This window comes from Pseudomonas fluorescens (assembly GCF_900636825.1).
In the GTDB taxonomy this organism is placed as follows: domain Bacteria; phylum Pseudomonadota; class Gammaproteobacteria; order Pseudomonadales; family Pseudomonadaceae; genus Aquipseudomonas; species Aquipseudomonas fluorescens_BG.
In genome coordinates, this window is the sequence record NZ_LR134318.1 from 1693276 (window position 1) to 1715134 (window position 21859).

The window sequence follows — 21859 nt, forward strand, 5'->3', positions numbered from 1 at the left end:
ACATTTAGCTGAATTGTTGCCCGCCGAGGACACATGATGAACGACGATATGAACGCTCAGGACGACCAGGCACTGGCCGATGAATGGGCTGCTGCCCTGGAAGAAACCGGTGATGGCAGCCAGGCTGACATCGACGCACTGCTGGCCGCCGACGCTGGCAATTCCAGCTCCAACCGTCTGCCGATGGAAGAGTTTGGCAGCGTGCCGAAAAACAACGATCCGGTGACCCTCGACGGTCCGAACCTCGATGTGATCCTCGATATTCCGGTGTCGATTTCCATGGAAGTGGGCAGCACCGACATCAACATCCGCAACCTGCTGCAACTCAACCAGGGTTCGGTGATCGAGCTTGATCGTCTGGCCGGCGAGCCGCTCGACGTGCTGGTTAACGGCACGCTGATTGCGCACGGTGAAGTGGTTGTGGTCAACGAGAAGTTCGGCATCCGCCTGACCGACGTGATCAGCCCAAGCGAACGCATCAAGAAGCTGCGCTGAGTGAAAAGATTTCTCTGGGCTCTGCTGGCATTGCCGTTGAGCGTGCTGGCCGCCGAGCCGAGCGCAACCACTGCTGCGCCTGCCGCCACCGCGCCGATGGTCACCAGCGGCGTGGCCGGACAATTGACGCAGCTGGTGTTCGGTTTGCTGCTGGTGCTGGGCTTGATCTTCTTCCTCGCCTGGCTGTTGCGCCGGGTGCAGCAGGCAGGGCCGGCGGGGAAAGGGCAGGTGATCGAGCTGATCGGTTCGCGCGCTCTCGGTCCGCGTGACCGCCTGTTGCTGGTGCAGGTCGGCAACGAGCAGATTCTGCTTGGCCTGAGCCCCGGCACGATCACTGCGCTGCATGTGCTCAAGGAGCCGGTTGAAGTCCCCGCGACCAGCGAAAAAGCGACTCCGGAATTTGCTCAGCATCTGCTGAAAATTCTCGGCAAGGATCAGAAGGATACGAAGTAATGGGTGCGTTCCGCATCGTCTTGACGCTGGCCCTGTTGCTGGCCGCGCCACTGGCGTTCGCCGCCGATCCGTTGTCGATCCCGGCTATCACGCTGGGCACCAACGCCGACGGCGCGCAGGAGTATTCGGTCAGTCTGCAGATTCTGCTGATCATGACCGCGCTGAGCTTTATTCCGGCGGCGGTCATCCTGATGACCAGTTTCACCCGGATCATCATCGTCTTTTCGATTCTGCGTCAGGCCCTGGGCCTGCAACAGACGCCGTCGAACCAGATCCTCACCGGCATGGCGCTGTTTCTGACGCTGTTCATCATGGCGCCGGTATTCGATCGGGTGAACAATGACGCACTGCAGCCGTATCTGGCCGAAACCCTGACCGCGCAGCAAGCGGTGGAAAAGGCGCAGGTGCCGATCAAGGACTTCATGCTCGCCCAGACGCGCACCAGCGATCTGGAGCTGTTCATGCGCCTGTCCAAGCGCACCGACATCGCCACGCCGGATCAGGCACCGCTGACCATTCTGGTGCCAGCGTTCGTCACCTCTGAACTGAAAACCGCGTTCCAGATCGGCTTCATGATCTTCATTCCGTTCCTGATCATCGACCTCGTCGTCGCGAGCGTACTGATGGCGATGGGTATGATGATGCTCTCGCCGCTGATCATTTCGCTGCCGTTCAAGATCATGTTGTTCGTGCTGGTCGATGGCTGGGCATTGATCATCGGCACCCTGGCCAGCAGTTTCGGAGGTGTCTCGCCATGACGCCGGAAGTCGCGGTCGATATCTTTCGTGAAGCGCTGTGGCTGACCACCATGATGGTCGCCATTCTGGTAGTGCCGAGCCTGCTGGTCGGGCTTCTGGTGTCGATGTTCCAGGCCGCCACGCAGATCAACGAACAGACCCTGAGCTTCCTGCCGCGTCTGCTGGTGATGCTGGTGACCCTGATCATTGGCGGTCCGTGGATCGTGCAGACGTTCATGGAATACATCATCCAGCTGTACAAAAACATTCCGATGGTCATCGGCTAAGCCATGCAATCGCTGCTTCAGCTGACCGACACCCAGATCAGCACCTGGGTGGCCTCGTTCATGTTGCCGCTGTTTCGCGTCGCCTCGATGCTGATGGTCATGCCGGTGTTCGGCACCACGCTGATTCCGCGTCGCGTGCGCCTGTATTTCGCCGTAGCGATCACCGTAGTCATCACCCCGGCACTGCCGCCGATGCCGGCCGTCAGCCCACTTGATCTCAGTGGCTTGCTGCTGATCGGTGAGCAGATTCTGGTCGGCGCCGTGCTCGGTTTTTCCTTGCAGTTGTTTTTCCAGGCTTTCGCCGTGGCCGGGCAAATTGTCGCGATCCAGATGGGTATGGGTTTCGCCTCGATGATCGACCCCACCAACGGCGTCTCGGTGGCGGTGATCGGGCAGTTCTTCACCATGCTGGTGACGCTGCTGTTCCTCTCGATGAATGGCCATCTGGTGGTGTTCGAAGTGCTCACCGAAAGCTTCACCACGTTGCCCGTCGGCGGTGGCTTGATGGTTGCGCATTATTGGGAACTGGCGGGCAAACTCGGCTGGGTCCTGGGCGCAGCATTGTTGCTGGTATTGCCCGCCGTCACCGCACTACTGGTGGTCAACATCGCGTTCGGCGTGATGACCCGCGCGGCCCCGCAATTGAATATTTTCTCCATAGGTTTCCCATTGACCCTGGTGCTCGGGCTGTTCATCGTCTGGGTCGGGCTGGCGGACATTCTCAATCAGTATCAACCGCTGGCCACCGAGGCCTTGCAGTTGTTACGTGAATTGGCACGGGCGCGCTGAGTCATGGCAGAGAGCGAAAGCGGTCAGGACAAAACAGAAGACCCCACGGAGAAACGTAAAAAGGATTCCCGTGAAAAGGGCGAGATTGCCCGATCCAAAGAACTCAACACCCTCGCCGTGATGTTGGCCGGCGCCAGTGCTTTGCTGATCTTCGGCGGCATGCTCGCGCAAGAGTTGATGGACGTGATGCGCCTGAACTTCACCCTGTCCCGCGAAGTGGTCATGGACCAGGGCGCGATGGGCCGGTTTTTGCTGGAGTCCGGCCTCATCGCATTGCTGGCGATCCAGCCGGTGATGATCACGCTGTTGCTCGCCGCCGTGATCGGACCGATTTCCCTCGGTGGCTGGCTGTTCGCGGCCGGTTCCCTGGCGCCCAAGTTCAGTCGGATGAATCCCGCCGCTGGCCTGAAACGAATGTTCTCGTTCAAGGCTGTGGTCGAACTGCTGAAGGCGCTGGCCAAGTTTCTGATCACCCTCGGCGTGGCGCTGGTGGTGTTGATGTCCGACGTCGACGACTTGCTGCGCATCGCCCATGAGCCGCTGGATCAGGCGATCATTCACAGCGTGCTGCTGGTCGGCTGGAGCACCCTGTGGCTGGCCTGCGGCCTGATCATCATCGCCGCCGTCGATGTGCCGGTGCAGCTGTGGGAAGCGCACAAGAAACTGTTGATGACCAAGCAGGAAGTGCGCGACGAACACAAGGATCAGGAAGGCCGCCCGGAAGTCAAACAGCGCATCCGCCAGACCCAGCGCGAAATGTCCCAGCGGCGGATGATGGCGGCGATCCCCGACGCCGACGTGGTCATCACCAACCCGACCCACTACGCCGTCGCGCTCAAATACGACGCCGAAAAGGGCGGGGCGCCGATGTTGCTGGCCAAGGGCAGCGATTTCCTCGCGCTGAAAATCCGCGAAATCGCCGTGGCCAATAACGTCATGCTCCTCGAATCGCCGGGGCTGGCGCGTTCGATCTATTACTCCACTGAACTCGACCAGGAAATCCCCGGTGGCCTGTATCTGGCGGTGGCGCAGGTCCTGGCCTACGTCTACCAGATCCGCCAGTACCGCGCAGGCAAGGGCAAACGTCCGGATCCGCTGAAGGATGATTTGCCGATTCCACCGGATTTGCGTCGCGATTCCTGAACGCAGCCGTCTGTCTGAAAAAAAGCCACTGAACTAACCCCGAAGCAAGTCTAGATGTGTAAACCCACCACGTTGTTCACGGATGCTATTCGGCTAATCGGTGGTAAATAACTCAAACTGGCATGCGGGCGATGCCAGTTGTACTCGTGCAACCAAGGCGTCAGATAGGTCGCGCGTTGATCTGAGCTTTCATAACTTCTGGCGTAGGCCCATTCGCGCAGAGCGGTCTGTATAAATCGCTCTGCCTTGCCATTCGTGCCCGGCGTGTAAGGCTTGGTAAAGATGTGCTTAAGCCGTAGCCGCCGGCACAGGCGCTTGAAGCTCATGGATTTGTAGCAAGGGCCGTTATCGGTCATTACCCGCTCGAATTTCACGCCAAGCGTTTTGTAGTAACGCAGGGCCCGGATCAGCGCGAGGCAGGCGCTACGAGCGGTTTGGTCCGGGTATAAACCACAGTGCGCCACTCGACTGTGGTCGTCGATGGCAACATGTCCAAATTCCCAACCCACATGGTAAGAACGACCTTTCAGACGGTCTTTTGTTACTCGATGACCAGGTTTGTTAAAGCGCCCCAGCCTCTTGATATCCAAGTGCAGCAAGCCCCCCGGCTGAGGGTATTCGTAGCGAATGACGGCAACTGGCGGATCTAGATAAGCCAAACGGTTGAGTCCGTTGCGGCTCAATATTCTGCCTACCGTGCTATGTCCCACCTTCAAAGACTTGCTGATCTCGCCATAGGTTTTTCGCTCACGGCGAAGCTTGATGATTTTCTCCAGACACTCTGGGGCAGTAGCGTGCGGGCAGGAAGCCGGGCGGGATGAGCGATCCTGGAGACCTTTTTCGCCTTCGGTTCGATAGCGATTTATCCACATGTAGGCAGTGCGAACGCTGACCCCCTGAGCCTTGGCCACCTCCTCAACTCTCAAACCCTCTGTGAGGGCCCTTTGAACAAGAAGGGCTCGACCGGAAACAGTTAATCGGGCATTTTTATGAGTGTTCACTCGGGGCCTCCGGGGGCTTGGTTTGGTTCGCACCTCCAATTTCCGGGAAAAGCCCCGAGTGAACAACCTACAGAGAGATCACATCTAGACCGCGCAATAACCCGCAAAATCAACAATATATCGCAGCCTTCCGTAACTCCTTCGGGTGGAATACATCCCTGTGTAGGAGCTGCCGAAGGCTGCGATCTTTTGATGTTCAACCAACCAGGATCCAAAGATCGCAGCCTTCGGCAGCTCCTACAGGGGCATCGATTGCAAATGCGGATCTTTTCGTCCGGGCAAAAGTTGGAAGGCTTCTTGCAATAGCCGCCGTGCGCCCGCTCTGGGCGTCAAAAGTTTGCTTTAAAGGAACGGGGAAAACCGGTGGATCGCTCTCAGTTATTCAACACAGCACGCACAAACGTTGCCGACCTCAGTCGAGGCAATCTGGGCGTGCCGTTGCTGTTGCTGGTGATGCTGGCGATGATGATGTTGCCGGTGCCGCCGTTCCTGCTCGACGTGTTTTTCACCTTCAACATCGCTCTGTCGATCGTCGTTCTGCTGGTCTGCGTGTACGCGCTGCGGCCGCTGGATTTTTCGGTGTTCCCGACGATTCTGCTGGTCGCGACGCTGTTGCGCCTGGCATTGAACGTGGCCTCGACGCGCGTGGTAATGCTCCACGGTCAGGACGGCCATGCCGCCGCCGGTAAGGTGATTCAGGCGTTCGGTGAAGTGGTGATCGGCGGTAACTACGTGGTCGGTATCGTGGTCTTCGCGATTTTGATGATCATCAACTTTGTCGTGGTAACCAAAGGCGCCGGGCGAATTTCCGAGGTAAGCGCGCGTTTCACCCTAGATGCGATGCCCGGTAAACAAATGGCGATCGACGCCGACCTCAATGCCGGCCTGATCGACCAGAACCAGGCCAAGTCGCGCCGTCAGGAAGTTGCCCAGGAAGCCGAGTTCTATGGCTCGATGGACGGTGCCAGCAAGTTCGTCCGCGGTGATGCCATCGCTGGCCTGCTGATTCTGTTCATCAACCTCATCGGCGGCATGGCGGTTGGTATCTTCCAGCACAACATGAGTTTCGGCGATGCGGGCAAGGTTTACGCCTTGCTGACCATCGGTGACGGTTTAGTGGCGCAATTGCCATCACTGTTGTTATCTACAGCAGCGGCAATCATGGTGACTCGTGCTTCCGGCTCGGAAGACATGGGCAAGCAGATCAATCGCCAGATGTTTGCCTCGCCGAAAGCGCTGGCCGTGGCCGCCGGTCTGATGGCAGTGATGGGCCTGGTGCCGGGCATGCCGCACTTCTCGTTCCTGAGCATGGCAGCGCTGGCCGCCGGTGGCGCGTACCTGTTCTGGAAAAAACAGAACGTGGCGAAAGTCGTGGCGTTGGAAGAGGTCAAGCGTCAGCAGGAACTGCTGCCGTCGCCGGCCCGCGCCATGGAAACCAAAGAGCTGGGCTGGGATGACGTGACGCCGATCGACATGATTGGTCTGGAAGTGGGTTATCGCCTGATCCCGCTGGTCGATCGCAATCAGGGTGGGCAATTGCTGGCGCGGATCAAAGGCGTGCGCAAGAAGCTCTCGCAGGATCTGGGCTTCCTGATGCCGACCGTGCACATCCGCGACAACCTCGATCTGGCGCCCAGCGCTTATCGCCTGACCCTGATGGGCGTGATTCTCGCCGAAGCGGAGATCTACCCGGATCGCGAGTTGGCGATCAACCCCGGCCAGGTTTACGGCTCGCTCAACGGGATCAACGCCAAAGATCCGGCTTTCGGCCTGGAAGCGGTGTGGATCGAAATCAGCCAGCGTGCGCAGGCGCAATCGCTCGGCTACACCGTGGTCGATGCCAGCACCGTGGTCGCCACGCACTTGAACCAGATTCTGTACAAGCACTCCAGTGAGCTGATCGGTCACGAGGAAGTGCAGCAACTCATGCAACTGTTGGCCAAGAGCTCGCCTAAACTGGCGGAAGAATTGGTGCCGGGCGTGGTCTCGCTGTCGCAATTGCTCAAAGTGCTGCAGGCGCTGCTTGCCGAACACGTGCCGGTGCGCGACATCCGCAGCATCGCCGAAGCCATCGCCAACAACGCCGCCAAGAGTCAAGATACCGCCGCGCTGGTGGCCGCTGTGCGGGTCGGCGTATCGCGTGCAATCGTCCAAAGCATTGTAGGCACTGAGTCTGAGCTGCCTGTTATCACCTTGGAGCCAAGGTTGGAACAGATATTGCTCAATAGTCTGCAGAAGGCAGGACAAGGCTCGGAAGAGGGCGTTCTGTTGGAGCCAAGCATGGCTGAGAAGCTGCAACGATCGCTGATCGAAGCGGCCCAGCGTCAGGAAATGCAAGGTCAGCCGGTGATCCTTTTGGTCGCCGGCCCGATCCGCGCGATGCTCTCGCGCTTTGGCCGCCTCGCCGTCCCCGGATTGCATGTGCTGGCCTACCAGGAAATACCGGACAACAAGCAAGTGACCATCGTTGCGACAGTAGGGCCCAACGGCTGAGGTAGTGGTTTATGCAAGTTAAGCGTTTCTTTGCCGCCGATATGCGTCAGGCCATGAAGCTGGTTCGTGATGAGCTGGGCGCTGATGCCGCCATCATTGGCAACCGCCGCATTGCCGGCGGTGTCGAGCTGACGGCGGCACTGGATTACAAATTGTCGGCGCTGGCGCCACGGGTTCCGAACATGGAACTCGAAGACGAGCTGCGCAAGACCCAGTCGCGCATCGTCACCGCCCAGGCCGAGCTGAGCCTGCGTGGCGAAGCCGATGGCAATAGCAATCGCCAGATTTTCGCCGGGCTGCCGCTGACCGCTGGCCTGCCGCTGACCGCCGCTGAACCGCTGACCGAGCCGACCTACGCGGCGCCGGCGCGTCCAGCTCCGGCCCCTGCGCAAGCCGCTGGTGGCGTTGATCCGCGGGCACTGGATTCGATGCGCTTTGAATTGAACAGCCTGCGCGAGTTGATGGAAGTGCAACTCGGCACCCTGGCCTGGAATCAGCTGCAAGGCAGTCGTCCGGCTCAGGCCAACCTGTATCGCCGTCTGCAGCGCATCGGCCTGTCCGGTCCGCTGTCGCGCGATCTGTTGGCGATGATCAGCGATATCGAAGAACCTCGTCAGGCCTGGCGCATGTTGCTCGCGCATCTGGCGCGGATGATTGCCGTACCGGAAGTTGAGCCACTGGAAGAGGGCGGCGTGATCGCCATGGTTGGCCCGGCCGGCATGGGCAAGACCACCACGCTGGCCAAGCTCGCTGCGCGTTATGTGCTCAAATACGGCGCGCAGAATGTCGCGCTGGTGAGCATGGACAGCTTCCGCATCGGCGCCCAGGAACAACTGAAGACCCTCGGTCGCATCCTCAATGTACCGGTGACCCACATCGATCCGGGCCAGTCGCTGGTGCAAGCGCTGGATCCACTGCTGCGCAAGCGCGTGGTGCTGATCGATACCGCGGGCCTGCAAGCCAGCGATCCGGCCCTGCGTATGCAGCTCGAAAGTCTTGCCGGACGTGGCATCCGCTCAAAAAATTATCTCGTGCTGGCAACCACCAGCCAGAAACAGGTTCTAACCGCCGCTTATCACAGTTACAAGCGTTGCGGGCTAGCCGGCTGCATTCTGACTAAACTGGATGAAACAGCCAGTCTTGGTGAAGTTTTGAGCCTGGCGATCAGTCATGAATTGCCGGTCGCGTACCTGACCGATGGCCCACGGATTCCGGATGATCTGCATCTGCCGCGGCGTCATCAACTGGTCAGCCGCGCCGTCAGCGTGCAAATGCAGGAAGAACCCAGCGAAGAAGCCATGGCTGACATGTTCGCTGATATCTATCACAGCCCGACCAAGCAGGTTGGCTGAGGTATTCATGAACAGTTTTTGTACCTACATCGATGGTCTGCCATGCATTGTTCCGATTGTGAACGCGCAGCCAGTAATGTGGCCTCCGTCTATGCAAGACAAGGTAAAGAAATAACATGGGCAGCATGCATCCCGTACAGGTGATCGCGGTGACCGGCGGCAAAGGTGGCGTCGGCAAGACTAACGTTTCAGTGAACTTGTCCCTGGCGCTGGCAGAGCTTGGCCGTCGGGTCATGTTGCTGGACGCCGACCTGGGGCTGGCGAACGTCGACGTTCTGCTGGGGTTGACCCCGAAACGTACGCTGGCCGACGTGATCGAAGGCCGCTGCGAGCTGCGCGACGTACTGTTGCAAGGCCCGGGCGGGATTCGCATCGTCCCTGCGGCGTCCGGCACGCAGAGCATGGTGCACCTGAGCCCGGCGCAACATGCCGGCCTGATTCAGGCATTCAGCGACATCGGCGACAATCTCGATGTCCTGGTGATCGACACCGCTGCGGGTATCGGTGACTCGGTAGTCAGTTTTGTTCGCGCCGCGCAAGAAGTGTTGCTGGTGGTCTGCGATGAGCCGACCTCCATCACCGACGCCTACGCACTGATCAAACTGCTCAACCGCGATTACGGCATGAACCGCTTCCGCGTCCTCGCCAACATGGCGCAGAGCCCGCAGGAAGGGCGCAACCTGTTCGCCAAGTTGACCAAGGTCACCGATCGTTTCCTCGACGTCGCTCTACAATACGTCGGCGCCGTGCCTTACGACGAAAGCGTGCGCAAAGCTGTGCAGAAGCAGCGTGCCGTCTACGAAGCCTTCCCGCGTTCCAAGTGCGCGCTGGCATTCAAAGCCATTGCACAAAAGGTCGATACCTGGCCGCTGCCGGCGAACCCGCGCGGCCACCTTGAATTTTTCGTCGAGCGTCTCGTGCAGCAAACCGCAGGGCCCGTGCTATGACTGCAAGCGGTATGAATTACTACAAAAAGTCGGCACGCGACGCTCAGTACGAGCTGATCGAGCGTTACGCGCCACTGGTCAAACGCATTGCCTATCACTTGCTGGCGCGGTTGCCGGCGAGCGTGCAGGTCGAAGATCTGATTCAGGCCGGGATGATCGGTTTGCTCGAAGTCTCGACCAAATATGATGCCAGCAAAGGCGCCAGTTTCGAGACGTACGCGGGCATTCGAATCCGCGGCGCGATGCTCGACGAAGTGCGCAAAGGGGACTGGGCACCACGCTCGGTTCACCGCAATACCCGTATGGTCAGCGACGCGATTCGCTCGATTGAAGCTAAAACCGGCCGTGACGCTAAAGATCACGAAGTTGCGGCCGAACTCCAATTGAGTCTCGACGATTACTACGGGATTCTGAATGACACCTTGGGCAGCCGCCTGTTCAGTTTCGACGACCTGCTGCAGGACGGCGAACACGAAGGGCTGCACGAGGATGGCGCCAGCGCTCATATGGAGCCGTCACGCGATCTGGAAGATGAACGCTTCCAGGCGGCGCTGGCGGACGCGATTGCCAATTTGCCGGAGCGTGAGCGACTGGTCTTGGCGCTGTACTACGACGAAGAGCTGAACCTCAAGGAAATCGGTGAGGTCCTTGGCGTCAGTGAATCGCGGGTCAGCCAGTTACACAGCCAGTGCGCGGCCCGTTTGCGGGGGCGTTTGGGGGAGTGGCGAGCGCGCTGAAGGCAGTGTGGGGACACTGCGAAACGAGGCTGGTGCGGTGAGAAACGGCGCCGGTCTCGATCCGTTGTGCTCCAGACAAACTTCGAATGCTCTGCCGATTGATTGAAGTGGCGCGCCCAGGTGCTGGGCGCGTTTAAGACTGCTTGGAGGTCGAATTGAACAAAGACATGAAAATCCTCATCGTTGATGACTTCTCAACGATGCGGCGGATCATCAAGAACCTGCTGCGCGATCTGGGGTTCACCAACACCGTCGAGGCCGACGATGGCACAACCGCCATTCCGGTGCTCAACAGCGGCAGCATCGACTTTCTGGTAACGGACTGGAACATGCCCGGCATGACCGGGATCGACCTGCTGCGTCACGTGCGTGCCGATGAAAAACTCAAGCACCTGCCCGTATTGATGGTCACCGCTGAAGCCAAGCGCGAGCAGATCATCGAGGCCGCTCAGGCCGGTGTGAATGGCTACGTAGTCAAACCTTTCACGGCTCAAGCGCTGAAAGACAAAATCGAGAAGATTTTCGAACGCATCGGCTGATGAATGCGCGGGGGAGCTATGGAGCATAAAGAATCTTCACAGGGCGATTTTGAATCGACCCTGAAAAAACATGCGGTCGAACTGGTCGAGAGCCTTGAAAAAGGCAAGTTCGGCGACGCGGTGCAACTGATCCATGAGCTCAATCAGACCCGTGACCGCGGCCTGTATCAGGAAGTGGGCAAGCTCACACGCGAACTGCACAGTGCGATCGTCAATTTCCAGATCGATCCGCACATGCCGCAGGCCGAGGAAGTGTCGCAAATCACCGACGCCACCGAACGCCTCGGCTATGTGGTCAAGCTGACGGAAGCCGCGGCCAACCGCACCATGGATCTGGTGGAAAGCGCCACGCCGGTGGTCAATGGTCTGGCTGAAGAAGCCGAGGCCTTGAGCGCCGATTGGGGTCGCTTCATGCGTCGCGAGGTCGGGGCTGAAGAGTTCCGCGAGCTGGCACGCCGGGTCGACGGTTTTCTGTCACGCAGCACCACCGACAACCGTGCGGTGTCGAGCAATCTCAACGACATCCTGCTGGCCCAGGATTACCAGGACCTCACCGGTCAGGTGATCAAGCGCGTGACCCAACTGGTCACCGAAGTCGAAAGCAACTTGCTCAAACTCGTACTCATGGCCAGTCAGGTCGACCGCTTTGCGGGCATCGAACATGACCGCGCCGCGATGCTTGCAGAAAAAGATCCACAAAAACATCTCTCGCAGGGTGAAGGTCCGCAGATTCATGCCGATAAACGAGAAGACGTTGTGTCCGGTCAGGACGATGTGGACGATTTGTTATCCAGCCTGGGATTTTAAGGTTTCAGCATTCTAGGTTTTTTAGGTTTTTAGACCTGTTAGGAGCACCCCATTAATGAGCTTCGGCGCCGATGAAGAGATCCTTCAGGATTTCCTGGTTGAGGCCGGCGAGATTCTTGAGCAACTGTCCGAGCAACTGGTCGAGCTGGAAAGCCGCCCGGATGACGCAGATCTGCTCAATGCAATTTTTCGCGGTTTCCACACTGTAAAAGGGGGCGCCGGCTTCCTTCAGCTCAATGAGCTGGTGGAGTGCTGTCACATCGCCGAAAACGTGTTCGACATCCTGCGCAAGGGTGAGCGTCGCGTTGATGCAGAACTGATGGACGTGGTGCTCGAAGCACTGGACGCGGTGAACAGCATGTTCAGCGAAGTCCGTGAGCGCTCACCGATTACCGCCGCCACGCCGGAGCTGCTCGCCGCGCTGGCGCGTCTGGCCGAGCCACAATCGGCGGACGAAGCCCCGGCTTCGCCCGTGGCCGAGATGATCGAAGAACTGGTCGTCGAAGGCGATTCTGGCGACATCACCGATAACGAATTCGAACAACTGCTCGACTCGCTCAACGCCGTCAAGGCTGAAGCAGAAGCACCGGCCGCTGCGGCACCTGCTCCATCTGCCGATGGCGCGGCCAGCGATGAAATCACCGATGCCGAATTCGAGTCGCTGCTCGATCAGCTGCACGGCAAAGGCCAGTTCGCAGTGGATGCAGTTGCTCCAGCCGCAGCCGCTGCTCCGGCAGCGCCTGCCAAGGGCGACAGCACGGACATCACCGACGACGAATTCGAAGCGCTGCTGGATCAGTTGCACGGCAAGGGCAACTTCGCCGTTGAGGCGCTGGAGTCGGCGATTGCTTCGGCACCGGCTGCGCCAGCCACACCGGCCGCCGCTGCTGCGGGCAGCGACCTGATCAGCGATCACGAATTCGAATCGCTGCTCGACGAATTGCACGGCAAAGGCAAGTTCACTGAAGTCGGCGCCGCCAAGGCAGGCAGCACATCGGCGGTTTCCACGCCGACGGCAAAAGCGCCGGCAGCCGCCGCAGCGCCCAAGCCTGCCGCCAAGCCTGAGCCAAAAGCTGAAGCGCCAAAACCGGCGGCTGCACCGGCTCCGGCCCGTGCTGCTGCGACCCCGCCGCCGGAAAAACCGGCGAGCGAAGCCGAGACCACCGTGCGCGTCGATACCGCGCGTCTCGACGAAATCATGAACATGGTCGGCGAGTTGGTGCTGGTGCGTAACCGTCTCGTGCGCCTGGGCCTCAACAGCGGCGACGAAGCCATGTCCAAGGCCGTGTCGAACCTCGACGTGGTCACCGCTGACTTGCAGACCGCAGTGATGAAGACGCGGATGCAGCCGATCAAAAAGGTCTTCGGGCGCTTCCCGCGTCTGGTTCGTGACCTGGCGCGTCAGCTGAAAAAAGAGATCAACCTGGAACTGGTGGGCGAAGAAACCGACCTCGACAAAAACCTTGTCGAGGCCCTGGCCGACCCGCTGGTCCACTTGGTGCGCAACGCGGTCGACCACGGCATCGAGTCGCCGGAAGAGCGCGAAGCGTCGGGCAAGGCCCGTGGCGGTCGCGTGGTGCTCGCCGCCGAACAGGAAGGCGACCACATCCTGCTGTCGATCTCCGATGACGGCAAAGGCATGGACCCGAACGTCTTGCGCTCGATCGCGGTAAAACGCGGTGTGATGGACAAGGACGCGGCTGATCGCCTGAGCGACACCGAATGCTACAACCTGATCTTCGCCCCGGGTTTCTCGACCAAAACCGAGATTTCCGACGTGTCCGGCCGTGGCGTCGGCATGGACGTGGTGAAGACCAAGATTTCCCAGCTCAACGGTTCGATCAACATCTACTCGACCAAGGGCCAGGGCTCGAAAATCGTCATCAAGGTGCCGCTGACCCTGGCGATCATGCCGACCTTGATGGTCATGCTTGGCAACCAGGCGTTTGCGTTCCCGTTGGTCAACGTCAACGAGATCTTCCACCTCGACCTGTCGACCACCAACGTCGTCGATGGTCAGGAAGTGGTGATCGTGCGGGACAAGGCACTGCCATTGTTCTACCTCAAGCGCTGGCTGGTGCGCTCCGCCGCTCATGAAGAGCAGCGTGAGGGCCATGTGGTGATCCTTTCGGTGGGCACGCAGCGGATCGGCTTCGTCGTCGATCAACTGGTTGGCCAGGAAGAAGTGGTCATCAAGCCATTGGGCAAAATGCTTCAGGGCACTCCGGGCATGTCCGGCGCCACCATCACCGGTGACGGCCGCATCGCGCTGATTCTCGATGTTCCAAGCATGCTCAAGCGTTACGCCGCACGGCGTATTTGAATCCGGGGCGGCGGGGCGATCACGCGCCGCTGCACCTAATGGAGTGTTTATGGCAGTCAAAGTCCTGGTGGTGGACGATTCGGGGTTTTTCCGCCGCCGCGTCTCGGAAATTCTTTCAGCGGATCCGAGCATCCAGGTGGTCGGCACCGCAACCAATGGTAAAGAGGCGATCGATCAGGCGCTGGCGCTCAAGCCGGACGTGATCACCATGGACTACGAGATGCCGATGATGGACGGCATCACGGCGGTGCGGCACATCATGCAGCGCTGCCCGACCCCGGTGTTGATGTTCTCCTCGCTGACGCACGAAGGCGCGCGGGTAACCCTCGATGCGCTGGACGCCGGCGCCGTGGATTTTCTGCCGAAGAATTTCGAAGACATCTCGCGTAACCCTGAGAAGGTCAAGCAACTGCTGTGCGAAAAAGTCCACAGCATCTCGCGCAGCAATCGTCGCTTCAGTGCCTATAGCGCACCGGCGCCTGCCGCCGCGCCAGCACCGACGCCTGCGCCGGCAGCGACGAGCCACAGCAGTCACAGCAGCCCTGTTGCGGCGCGTCCGGCGCCAGCGCCAACGCCTGCCCGTGCACCCGCTGCCAGCGCTTCGTCGTCGGCACCGAAACGCAAAGCCTACAAACTGGTTGCCATCGGTACGTCGACGGGCGGCCCGGTTGCCCTGCAACGTGTGCTCACGCAATTGCCGGCGAACTTCCCGGCGCCGATCGTGCTGATCCAGCACATGCCGGCGGCGTTCACCAAGGCTTTTGCCGAACGTCTCGACAAGCTCTGCCGCATCAGCGTCAAGGAAGCCGAGGATGGCGACATCCTGCGTCCGGGCCTGGCGCTGCTGGCGCCGGGTGGCAAGCAAATGATGATCGATGGCCGTGGCGCGGTAAAAATCCTGCCGGGCGACGAGCGTTTGAATTACAAGCCGTGCGTGGACATCACGTTCGGTTCCGCCGCCAAGTCCTACGGCGACAAGGTTCTGGCCGTCGTGCTGACCGGCATGGGCGCCGATGGCCGCGAGGGCGCGCGCCTGCTCAAGCAGGGTGGCAGCTCGATCTGGGCGCAGGACGAAGCCAGTTGCGTGATCTATGGCATGCCGATGGCCATCGTCAAAGCTGAACTCGCCGATGCGGTGTACAGCCTGGATGACATTGGCAAGCACATTGTCGAGGCGTGTATCTGATGGATGTTTTAAGCCTTATCGGGATCATCATGGCGTTCGTCGCCATCATCGGCGGCAACTACCTTGAAGGCGGTCACCTCGGTGCGCTGGCCAACGGCCCGGCGGCGTTGATCGTGCTGGGTGGCACGGTCGGTGCCGCGCTGCTGCAATCGCCGATGAGCGCGTTCAAGCGCGCCATGCAGATTCTCGCCTGGATCCTGTTTCCGCCACGCGTCGATCTGGCCGGTGGCATTGACCGGGTCGTCAACTGGAGCCTCACTGCGCGCAAGGAAGGCTTGCTGGGGCTGGAAGGCGTGGCCGATGCCGAGCCCGACAATTACTCGCGCAAGGGCCTGCAATTGCTGGTCGATGGTGCCGAGCCGGAAGCGATTCGCAGCATTCTCGAAGTGGACTTCTACACCCAGGAAGCCCGCGACATCGAAGCCGCCAAGGTCTTCGAAAGCATGGGCGGTTACGCGCCGACCATCGGCATCATCGGTGCGGTGATGGGCCTGATTCATGTGATGGGCAACCTGGCGGATCCGACGCAACTGGGCAGCGGCATCGCCGTGGCCTTCGTCGCGACGATCTACGGCGTGGCCAGTGCCAACCTGGTGTTGCTGCCGGTGGCGGCCAAGCTGAAGTCGATCGCGTTGCGGCAGTCGCGTTATCGCGAAATGTTGCTGGAAGGAATTCTGTCGATCGCCGAAGGTGAAAACCCGCGCTCTATCGAGCTGAAGCTTCAGGGCTTCATGGATTGATGGGGGAGATGGAATATGGCTCGTCGCAGGCATCAGGAAGAACACGTTAATCACGAGCGCTGGCTCGTGTCCTACGCGGATTTCATCACCTTGCTGTTCGCGTTCTTCGTGGTGATGTACTCGATTTCGTCGATCAACGAAGGCAAGTACAAAGTCATTTCCGAAGCGCTGATCGGCGTGTTTACCGACGCTGATCGCTCGCTCAAGCCGATTCCGATTGGCGAAGAACGGCCGAAGACCGTGACCCCGGCCAAGCCGCTGGTCAAGGACGCCGAGCAGGTTGACGCCGGGATTGCCGGCGCCAGCGATCCGCTGAAAAGCATCGCCGATGACATCAGCGCCGCGTTCGGTGACTTGATCAGCTCCAATCAGATGACCGTGCGCGGCAACGAGCTCTGGGTCGAGATCGAACTCAATTCCAGCCTGTTGTTCGGCAGCGGCGACGCCATGCCGAGCGACATCGCGTTCAACATCATCGATAAGGTCGCGGCGATTCTCAAACCGTTCGACAACCCGATCCACGTTGAAGGCTTCACCGACGATCAACCGATTCGCACCGCGCAATACCCGACCAACTGGGAGCTGTCCTCGGCGCGCTCGGCGAGCATCGTGCGCATGCTGGCGATGCAGGGCGTGAATCCCGGTCGCCTGGCGTCGGTGGGTTACGGTGAATTTCAACCGGTCGCGAATAACGCCACGGTAGAGGGTCGCGCGAAGAACCGCCGCGTGGTGCTGGTGGTGTCGCGCAATCTTGATGTGCGTCGCAGCCTTACGGGCACCGGAACCGCCAATGCGCAACCGGACGCCGCGTTGAAGCGCGCTGGCACACAAACTGCACCGACCCCGGTCAAGACGCCGGGACGCGAGAGTGCCGTCAATTCTCCGTCGCCCGCATTAACACGCTGAACCATGTCTCGGTCGAGCATCTTGGCCGAGAGGAACGAACTGAATGAGAGTCTGGGCAGTCGCCAATCAAAAGGGTGGTGTCGGTAAAACCACATCTTCTATCGCTTTAGCCGGATTGCTGGCGGAGGCGGGCAAGCGCGTGGTCGTAGTCGACCTCGACCCGCACGGCTCGATGACCAGCTACTTCGGTTACGATCCCGACAGCCTCGAGCACAGCAACTACGACCTGTTTCTGCACAAGGGCAGCGTGCCGCAGGGCCTGCCGGGGCAGTTGCTGTTGTCGACCAGCGACGAACGCATCTCCTTGCTGCCATCGAGCACCGCGCTGGCGACCCTCGAGCGTCAGTCGCCGGGGCAAAGTGGCTTGGGTCTGGTGATCGCCAAGAGTCTGGCGCAACTGTGGCAGGATTTCGATTACGCCATCATCGACAGCCCGCCGTTGCTCGGCGTGCTGATGGTCAACGCCCTCGCCGCGAGCCAGCAATTGGTGATCCCGGTACAGACTGAGCACTTGGCCGTCAAAGGCCTGGAGCGCATGGTCAACACCCTGGCGATGATCAATCGCTCGCGTAAACAGGCGCTGCCGTTCAGCATCGTGCCGACCCTGTTCGACCGTCGCACGCAGGCTTCGATGCATACCTTGCGCGTGCTGCGCGACAAATTTCCCGACGAGATCTGGCAGGGTTATATCCCGGTCGATACCCGTCTGCGCGACGCCAGCCGTGCCGGCGTCACGCCTTCGCAATTCGACGGCAAAAGCCGTGGCGTGCTGGCCTACCGCGCATTGCTCAAGCATCTGCTTGCGCAGCAACTTGTTCCGCAGGTGGCCTGAATGACGTCGTCTCATGTAGGAGCTGCCGCAGGCTGCGATCTTTTGATCTGGCCTGTCAGTGTTCCTGAAAAGATCAAAAGATCGCAGCCTGCGGCAGCTCCTACAGGGGACTGCGTATGAACCGGCCCTTAAAGTTGACGTCGAAGCCGCAGTTGGCTTTGCAGTCGTACCTGGACAGTTTGCTGCAGGAAATTCCTGACGCGTTGCCGACGCCAGTCGAGGTTGTCGAAGAAAGCGCCGAGGCCATGGACGAGTTCCAGGCCGCTGTGCTGGAAGAGCAGGCTCGCGATGCGCAGAAATCCGCCGGCCCGGTCGCCGCGCCCGCTGCTGCTCTCGTGGCCAAAGCACCGGTCGCGCTGATCGACGAACCGCGCGCGCCGCTGTCGACGCTGGCCCCGCTGCTGCAAACGCAATTATTGACCGTGCCGGAAGCAGAACCAGAACCGGAATCCGCGCCGCCAGTGGCGGAGCCGCAGGCCCTGGTTCCGCCGCTGGTCGAAGTGCATCTGCCACCGAACAACCCGCCGCCACCGTTGGAAACCGATGGCCGTCCGGCTTGGGCCGCCGATGCGTTCGAATGCCTGCTGTTCGACGTTGCCGGGTTGACCCTGGCGGTGCCGCTGGTGTGCCTGGGCTCGATCTATTCGCTGGCCGGTCATGAGCTGACACCGCTGTTCGGTCAGCCGGAATGGTTTCTTGGCATTCTGCCGAGCCAGGCTGGCAACCTGAAAGTTCTGGACACCGCACGCTGGGTCATGCCGGATCGCTATCGCGATGACTTCCGTCAGGGCCTGCAATACGTGATTTCGGTGCAGGGTTACGAATGGGGCCTGGCCGTGCATCAGGTCAGCCGTTCGTTGCGTCTGGACCCGAATGAAATCAAATGGAGAAGTCACCGAGGTCAGCGGCCATGGCTCGCCGGCACGGTGATTGAACACATGTGCGCCTTGCTCGATGTCGCCGCACTGGCCGAGTTGATCGCCAGCGGCGGGGCGAAGCACATGTCCGGCAGTAAGCCGAGCCACAAACCGACTTAACACTGACATAACAGACAAGCACCGGCATTCGCATGGCGGGGCACAGAACTACACCGCGAGTGCGGTACTTCGAGGGGCTAGGGTATGAACGACAAGGCGACGGCGGCAAAGGGTTCTGAAGATCCGATCCTGCAATGGGTGACCTTCAAGCTGGACAACGAAACCTACGGCATCAACGTGATGCGCGTGCAGGAAGTGCTGCGCTACACCGAGATCGCTCCAGTGCCAGGCGCACCGAGCTACGTGCTGGGCATCATCAACCTGCGCGGTAACGTGGTTACCGTGATCGACACCCGTCAGCGCTTCGGCCTGAACAGCGGCGAGATCAGCGACAACACCCGTATCGTCATCATCGAAGCCGACAAGCAAGTGGTCGGGATCATGGTCGACAGCGTGGCTGAAGTGGTTTACCTGCGTCAGTCGGAAATCGAAACTGCACCGAACGTCGGTAACGAAGAGTCGGCCAAGTTCATCCAGGGCGTGTGCAACAAGAACAACGAGTTGCTGATCCTGGTCGAGCTGGACAAGATGATGAGCGAAGAAGAATGGTCGGAACTGGAGAGCATCTGATTTGATTCTCGAGGTTGCGGTAATTGTCCTGTTCCTATTTTGGGCAGGCACGCTGGCGATGTTTGTGTCTTACATCAAGGCGCAAAAAGTCATTGCTGCGCAACAGGCCCAGGGCGATGCGCTGCGCGATCAGCGCATCAAAGACCTGGCCAAGCGCGTCGACGATTACCAGAACGGTAACGTGCGCATGGGCGAAGCCCTGCATGAATTACGTGCGGTGGTGGGCCCGTTGCCGGACAAGATCGTTGCGCTGGAACAACGCGACCCGTCGAGCCTGTCATTCGCCCAAGCGGCGAAACTGGTAGGCATGGGCGCCAGCGTCGATGAACTGACTCAGTCATGCGGGTTGACCCAGGCTGAAGCGGAGTTGATGCGCAAGTTGCATAAGAGCAGCTAGTAGCTTCAAGCTTTAAGCAGGATCAAAAGATCGCAGCCTGCGGCAGCTCCTACATGAAATCCGTGTAGGAGCTGCCGAAGGCTGCGATCTTTTGCTTTTGGGGTTTAATAATCATCGCCGCGATCGGTGATGTCCTTCTCGATCATCGGCGCATCCGGGTCGTGTCCCTCGGGGAATTTGCCTTTCAGGTTCCACGCAAACGCGATGATCTCGGCGATGGTGCGATAGAGCTCTTCGGGAATGCTGTCGCCCAATTCCATCCGCGCCAACAAGCGCACCAGTTCGGCGTTTTCGTAGATCGGCACTTCGCAATCGCGGGCGATGCGCAGGATTTCTTCGGCCAGTTCGTCGTCGCCCTTGGCGGTGAGGGTCGGGGCGTGGTTGCCGTCGTATTTGAGGGCGATGGCCTGGCGTGGGGCAGTGGAATCGTTCATGCGGTTTCGTCGACCCAGCGGTGTTCCAGACGGGTTTGATTGCCTTGCGGTGGCGTGCCGTGGTGGCAGTCGATATCGCCGACGTTGAGCCCGCGATCGAGCAGGCGCTGACGCAGGGCGAACAGGTTGTTTTCGATCAGATCGGCGGTGTACGGCCGTTCGGCCCAGAGTTGGCTCGACAGGCTGCCGGCAATCAACTGCGCCTGAATCTGCAGCGGCCCGAGCGGTTCCATGTCAAACGCCAGATCGACGCGCCACAGCTGTTGTTTGGGCTCACGCTCGCTGCGGCGTTCGTGGGGTTGCGAGTCTCGCTCCGGGGCCTCTTCACGCTGGAGCTTGACCTGCAACGGCACGATGTCTTGCAGGTTGCGCATCGGAATTTCCAATTGCCAGGTGCTGAGCAAACGGCCGTCGTCGGTCACACCCGTTTGTTCCAGGCTGGATAATTGATGGCTCTGCAGGCGCGACACCGCAGCGGCGGCTAGACGCAGCAACTGCTCAAGATCGCCTTCGCCGTCCATGCTTTGCAGCAAGCGCTCGGGCAGGGGGAAGCTGCTCGGCACGGGCTTGGCACTGACTTGACCGAGCGTGCCAAGGGCATTGCGCACGAAACTTGGCAAGGCCTGCGCGAGAGTATTGGCGGCGATGATTGCGTTGAAACTGCTGCTGTTCGGCAAACCCGGAGTCAATTGTGCGATCAGCTTGAGCAGATCGGCTTTCATGTCCGGCGCCAGTGTCGGATTTTGCCCGCCGAGCAGTTTGGCTTCGAGGAACGCGCCGCTGTTGGCCAAGGCCAGCGCTACACCTTTGGCGGTGCTCAATTGCTGCACGTCGGGCAGGCTGGCGAGTAATTTGTCGACCACTGCGCGCAGGTCTGCTGACGTTTGATCAGTGTCGGCCGGCAGATTTTGCAAGGCACTCAACAACCCCGTCAGCGACGCCTGGCGACTCTGCTGGCCGAGCAGTTGCTGACTGACCGCCAGCTGCTCCTGGCGGCTGCTCAATGGCAGGAATTTCAGGGTTTGCGCATCTTCCACCAAGGCGGACAGCAGGGTGCCGATACGCAGCGGTTGCGGGCTGTCGATGGTCAGCGTGCTGCCGCTCTGGGCGGTATTGAGCAAACTGACCAGAGAACGAAATACCGTCGCTTGCCCCGGCGTCTGTGGCAAGACCTGTGAGGTCAATACTTTGCCCTGCAGCAACGTGCCGACTGGCAACTGCGCAGTGTCGATACGGGTGAGGGCGGCGACGCTACCGGCGATGGCCTGTTGCACGGTAATCGCCAGGTTGCCGGCCGACGGCTGAGTGATCGCCACGCTGGTGCCTTGCGCCAGCGGCAGATTGCTGGTGGCCTGCACGGTGGTCTGGCGACCGCTGTCGAGGGTCACTTTGAGCAACAATTCAAACGTCTGATCCGCCTGCTTGAGCGACAACACCTCAGCCTTGGCGCTTTGCCCGGCGCCGATCAAGCCTTCGACCGGCGTCATCAGCTTGAGCAGCTCACCGACTTGCGGGCGAACAGTCGGCGCCGGGGTGGGCGGAATCGGGAGGATGTTCATTTCGCCTGTCATACGCGGACACAACCTGAGGAAAATGCACTCTTGGGAGTAAGGCACGGCATGTATAATGCCGCCCGTCTTGCGCTTTGTTCAAA

Annotated in this window: 23 protein-coding genes; 20 read left to right on the forward strand and 3 right to left on the reverse strand. The window is 60.1% G+C overall.

Annotated features, from left to right (window positions below):
• Nucleotides 1–36 precede the first annotated feature (36 nt).
• From fliN to flhB, 6 genes are read left to right on the forward strand one after another with little or no spacing between them, the layout of a single operon-like run.
• Complete coding sequence (gene fliN / locus EL257_RS07745; RefSeq protein WP_126368028.1) at nt 37–495, forward strand: flagellar motor switch protein FliN; 459 nt, start codon at nt 37–39, stop codon at nt 493–495.
• A complete protein-coding gene (gene fliO, locus EL257_RS07750; RefSeq protein WP_126361266.1) occupies nt 496–948 on the forward strand; it encodes a flagellar biosynthetic protein FliO in 453 nt (150 codons plus the stop codon). It abuts the gene before it with no gap.
• Nucleotides 948–1706, forward strand: coding sequence for a flagellar type III secretion system pore protein FliP (gene fliP / locus EL257_RS07755; protein ID WP_126361269.1), 759 nt, complete (start codon nt 948–950; stop codon nt 1704–1706). Before fliO ends, fliP begins: the two co-directional genes overlap by 1 nt.
• On the forward strand, nt 1703–1972 hold the full coding sequence (gene fliQ / locus EL257_RS07760) for a flagellar biosynthesis protein FliQ (RefSeq protein ID WP_016771067.1): 270 nt from the start codon (nt 1703–1705) through the stop codon (nt 1970–1972). The genes fliP and fliQ overlap by 4 nt, the downstream gene beginning before the upstream one ends.
• A 3-nt stretch (nt 1973–1975) precedes the next feature.
• Nucleotides 1976–2761 (forward strand): flagellar biosynthetic protein FliR, encoded by a 786-nt coding sequence (fliR, locus tag EL257_RS07765; RefSeq protein WP_126361271.1) that lies wholly within the window; start codon nt 1976–1978, stop codon nt 2759–2761.
• 3 nt (nt 2762–2764) lie between these two features.
• Nucleotides 2765–3904, forward strand: a complete 1140-nt coding sequence (gene flhB, locus EL257_RS07770; protein WP_126361273.1) for a flagellar biosynthesis protein FlhB — start codon at nt 2765–2767, stop codon at nt 3902–3904.
• 50 nt (nt 3905–3954) lie between these two features.
• On the opposite strand, the gene EL257_RS07775 is transcribed toward flhB, so the two are convergent.
• Nucleotides 3955–4905, reverse strand: coding sequence for an IS481 family transposase (locus EL257_RS07775; RefSeq protein ID WP_126361275.1), 951 nt, complete (start codon nt 4903–4905; stop codon nt 3955–3957).
• A 363-nt stretch (nt 4906–5268) separates the two neighbouring features.
• On the opposite strand from EL257_RS07775, the gene flhA reads away from it, so the two are divergent.
• The 14 genes from flhA to EL257_RS07845 all read left to right on the forward strand — a co-directional run bounded on the left by flhA (nt 5269) and on the right by EL257_RS07845 (nt 19771).
• Entirely contained in the window at nt 5269–7398 is a 2130-nt protein-coding gene (gene flhA, locus EL257_RS07780; RefSeq protein ID WP_126361277.1) for a flagellar biosynthesis protein FlhA, read from the forward strand.
• An 11-nt stretch (nt 7399–7409) separates the two neighbouring features.
• Nucleotides 7410–8750 carry a flagellar biosynthesis protein FlhF gene (gene flhF, locus EL257_RS07785; RefSeq protein WP_126361279.1) on the forward strand — a complete coding sequence of 447 codons (1341 nt, stop codon included), beginning with the start codon at nt 7410–7412 and terminating at the stop codon, nt 8748–8750.
• A 116-nt stretch (nt 8751–8866) separates the two neighbouring features.
• The gene (gene fleN / locus EL257_RS07790; protein ID WP_003222917.1) at nt 8867–9697 is read left to right on the forward strand and encodes a flagellar synthesis regulator FleN; all 831 of its coding nucleotides are present in this window, start codon (nt 8867–8869) and stop codon (nt 9695–9697) included.
• Nucleotides 9694–10434, forward strand: coding sequence for an RNA polymerase sigma factor FliA (fliA, locus tag EL257_RS07795; RefSeq protein ID WP_093439777.1), 741 nt, complete (start codon nt 9694–9696; stop codon nt 10432–10434). The genes fleN and fliA overlap by 4 nt, the downstream gene beginning before the upstream one ends.
• A gap of 167 nt (nt 10435–10601) precedes the next feature.
• Nucleotides 10602–10973 (forward strand): chemotaxis response regulator CheY, encoded by a 372-nt coding sequence (locus tag EL257_RS07800; RefSeq protein ID WP_024012118.1) that lies wholly within the window; start codon nt 10602–10604, stop codon nt 10971–10973.
• 18 nt (nt 10974–10991) lie between these two features.
• Nucleotides 10992–11780: a protein phosphatase CheZ gene (locus EL257_RS07805; protein WP_126361281.1), complete on the forward strand. Its 789-nt coding sequence runs from the start codon at nt 10992–10994 to the stop codon at nt 11778–11780.
• 55 nt (nt 11781–11835) lie between these two features.
• Complete coding sequence (locus EL257_RS07810) at nt 11836–14103, forward strand: chemotaxis protein CheA (RefSeq protein WP_126361283.1); 2268 nt, start codon at nt 11836–11838, stop codon at nt 14101–14103.
• Nucleotides 14104–14152: 49 nt separating this feature from the next.
• Nucleotides 14153–15289, forward strand: a complete 1137-nt coding sequence (locus EL257_RS07815) for a protein-glutamate methylesterase/protein-glutamine glutaminase (RefSeq protein WP_126361285.1) — start codon at nt 14153–14155, stop codon at nt 15287–15289.
• Complete coding sequence (locus tag EL257_RS07820) at nt 15289–16029, forward strand: flagellar motor protein (protein ID WP_007919994.1); 741 nt, start codon at nt 15289–15291, stop codon at nt 16027–16029. Before EL257_RS07815 ends, EL257_RS07820 begins: the two co-directional genes overlap by 1 nt.
• 15 nt (nt 16030–16044) lie before the next feature.
• Nucleotides 16045–16935 (forward strand): flagellar motor protein MotD, encoded by an 891-nt coding sequence (motD, locus tag EL257_RS07825; protein ID WP_126361287.1) that lies wholly within the window; start codon nt 16045–16047, stop codon nt 16933–16935.
• 43 nt (nt 16936–16978) lie between these two features.
• The gene (locus tag EL257_RS07830; RefSeq protein ID WP_093103426.1) at nt 16979–17767 is read left to right on the forward strand and encodes a ParA family protein; all 789 of its coding nucleotides are present in this window, start codon (nt 16979–16981) and stop codon (nt 17765–17767) included.
• Between the two features lie 116 nt (nt 17768–17883).
• Nucleotides 17884–18804 (forward strand): CheW domain-containing protein, encoded by a 921-nt coding sequence (locus tag EL257_RS07835; RefSeq protein WP_126361289.1) that lies wholly within the window; start codon nt 17884–17886, stop codon nt 18802–18804.
• Between the two features lie 84 nt (nt 18805–18888).
• Nucleotides 18889–19374: a chemotaxis protein CheW gene (locus EL257_RS07840; RefSeq protein ID WP_126361291.1), complete on the forward strand. Its 486-nt coding sequence runs from the start codon at nt 18889–18891 to the stop codon at nt 19372–19374.
• Between the two features lies 1 nt (nt 19375).
• Nucleotides 19376–19771 carry a DUF2802 domain-containing protein gene (locus tag EL257_RS07845; protein WP_126361293.1) on the forward strand — a complete coding sequence of 132 codons (396 nt, stop codon included), beginning with the start codon at nt 19376–19378 and terminating at the stop codon, nt 19769–19771.
• 104 nt (nt 19772–19875) lie between these two features.
• Here EL257_RS07845 and EL257_RS07850 read toward each other — a convergent pair whose 3' ends face one another.
• Nucleotides 19876–20205 carry an EscU/YscU/HrcU family type III secretion system export apparatus switch protein gene (locus EL257_RS07850; RefSeq protein WP_126361295.1) on the reverse strand — a complete coding sequence of 110 codons (330 nt, stop codon included), beginning with the start codon at nt 20203–20205 and terminating at the stop codon, nt 19876–19878.
• The gene (locus tag EL257_RS07855) at nt 20202–21776 is read right to left on the reverse strand and encodes a flagellar hook-length control protein FliK (protein WP_126361297.1); all 1575 of its coding nucleotides are present in this window, start codon (nt 21774–21776) and stop codon (nt 20202–20204) included. Before EL257_RS07855 ends, EL257_RS07850 begins: the two co-directional genes overlap by 4 nt.
• Nucleotides 21777–21859: the final 83 nt, after the last annotated feature.

What these genes read in the sequence shown, in the direction of transcription:
- EL257_RS07810 (WP_126361283.1), top strand. Translation starts at nt 11,836, where the DNA reads ATGAGCTTCGGCGCCGATGAAGAGATCCTTCAGGATTTCCTGGTTGAG.
- fliQ (WP_016771067.1), top strand. Translation starts at nt 1,703, where the DNA reads ATGACGCCGGAAGTCGCGGTCGATATCTTTCGTGAAGCGCTGTGGCTG.
- flhF (WP_126361279.1), top strand. Translation starts at nt 7,410, where the DNA reads ATGCAAGTTAAGCGTTTCTTTGCCGCCGATATGCGTCAGGCCATGAAG.
- fliP (WP_126361269.1), top strand. Translation starts at nt 948, where the DNA reads ATGGGTGCGTTCCGCATCGTCTTGACGCTGGCCCTGTTGCTGGCCGCG.
- fliA (WP_093439777.1), top strand. Translation starts at nt 9,694, where the DNA reads ATGACTGCAAGCGGTATGAATTACTACAAAAAGTCGGCACGCGACGCT.
- fleN (WP_003222917.1), top strand. Translation starts at nt 8,867, where the DNA reads ATGGGCAGCATGCATCCCGTACAGGTGATCGCGGTGACCGGCGGCAAA.
- EL257_RS07815 (WP_126361285.1), top strand. Translation starts at nt 14,153, where the DNA reads ATGGCAGTCAAAGTCCTGGTGGTGGACGATTCGGGGTTTTTCCGCCGC.
- fliR (WP_126361271.1), top strand. Translation starts at nt 1,976, where the DNA reads ATGCAATCGCTGCTTCAGCTGACCGACACCCAGATCAGCACCTGGGTG.
- motD (WP_126361287.1), top strand. Translation starts at nt 16,045, where the DNA reads ATGGCTCGTCGCAGGCATCAGGAAGAACACGTTAATCACGAGCGCTGG.
- flhB (WP_126361273.1), top strand. Translation starts at nt 2,765, where the DNA reads ATGGCAGAGAGCGAAAGCGGTCAGGACAAAACAGAAGACCCCACGGAG.
- EL257_RS07835 (WP_126361289.1), top strand. Translation starts at nt 17,884, where the DNA reads ATGAACCGGCCCTTAAAGTTGACGTCGAAGCCGCAGTTGGCTTTGCAG.
- fliN (WP_126368028.1), top strand. Translation starts at nt 37, where the DNA reads ATGAACGACGATATGAACGCTCAGGACGACCAGGCACTGGCCGATGAA.
- EL257_RS07850 (WP_126361295.1), bottom strand. Translation starts at nt 20,205, where the DNA reads ATGAACGATTCCACTGCCCCACGCCAGGCCATCGCCCTCAAATACGAC.
- EL257_RS07805 (WP_126361281.1), top strand. Translation starts at nt 10,992, where the DNA reads ATGGAGCATAAAGAATCTTCACAGGGCGATTTTGAATCGACCCTGAAA.
- EL257_RS07800 (WP_024012118.1), top strand. Translation starts at nt 10,602, where the DNA reads ATGAAAATCCTCATCGTTGATGACTTCTCAACGATGCGGCGGATCATC.
- EL257_RS07830 (WP_093103426.1), top strand. Translation starts at nt 16,979, where the DNA reads ATGAGAGTCTGGGCAGTCGCCAATCAAAAGGGTGGTGTCGGTAAAACC.
- EL257_RS07820 (WP_007919994.1), top strand. Translation starts at nt 15,289, where the DNA reads ATGGATGTTTTAAGCCTTATCGGGATCATCATGGCGTTCGTCGCCATC.
- EL257_RS07855 (WP_126361297.1), bottom strand. Translation starts at nt 21,776, where the DNA reads ATGACAGGCGAAATGAACATCCTCCCGATTCCGCCCACCCCGGCGCCG.
- EL257_RS07840 (WP_126361291.1), top strand. Translation starts at nt 18,889, where the DNA reads ATGAACGACAAGGCGACGGCGGCAAAGGGTTCTGAAGATCCGATCCTG.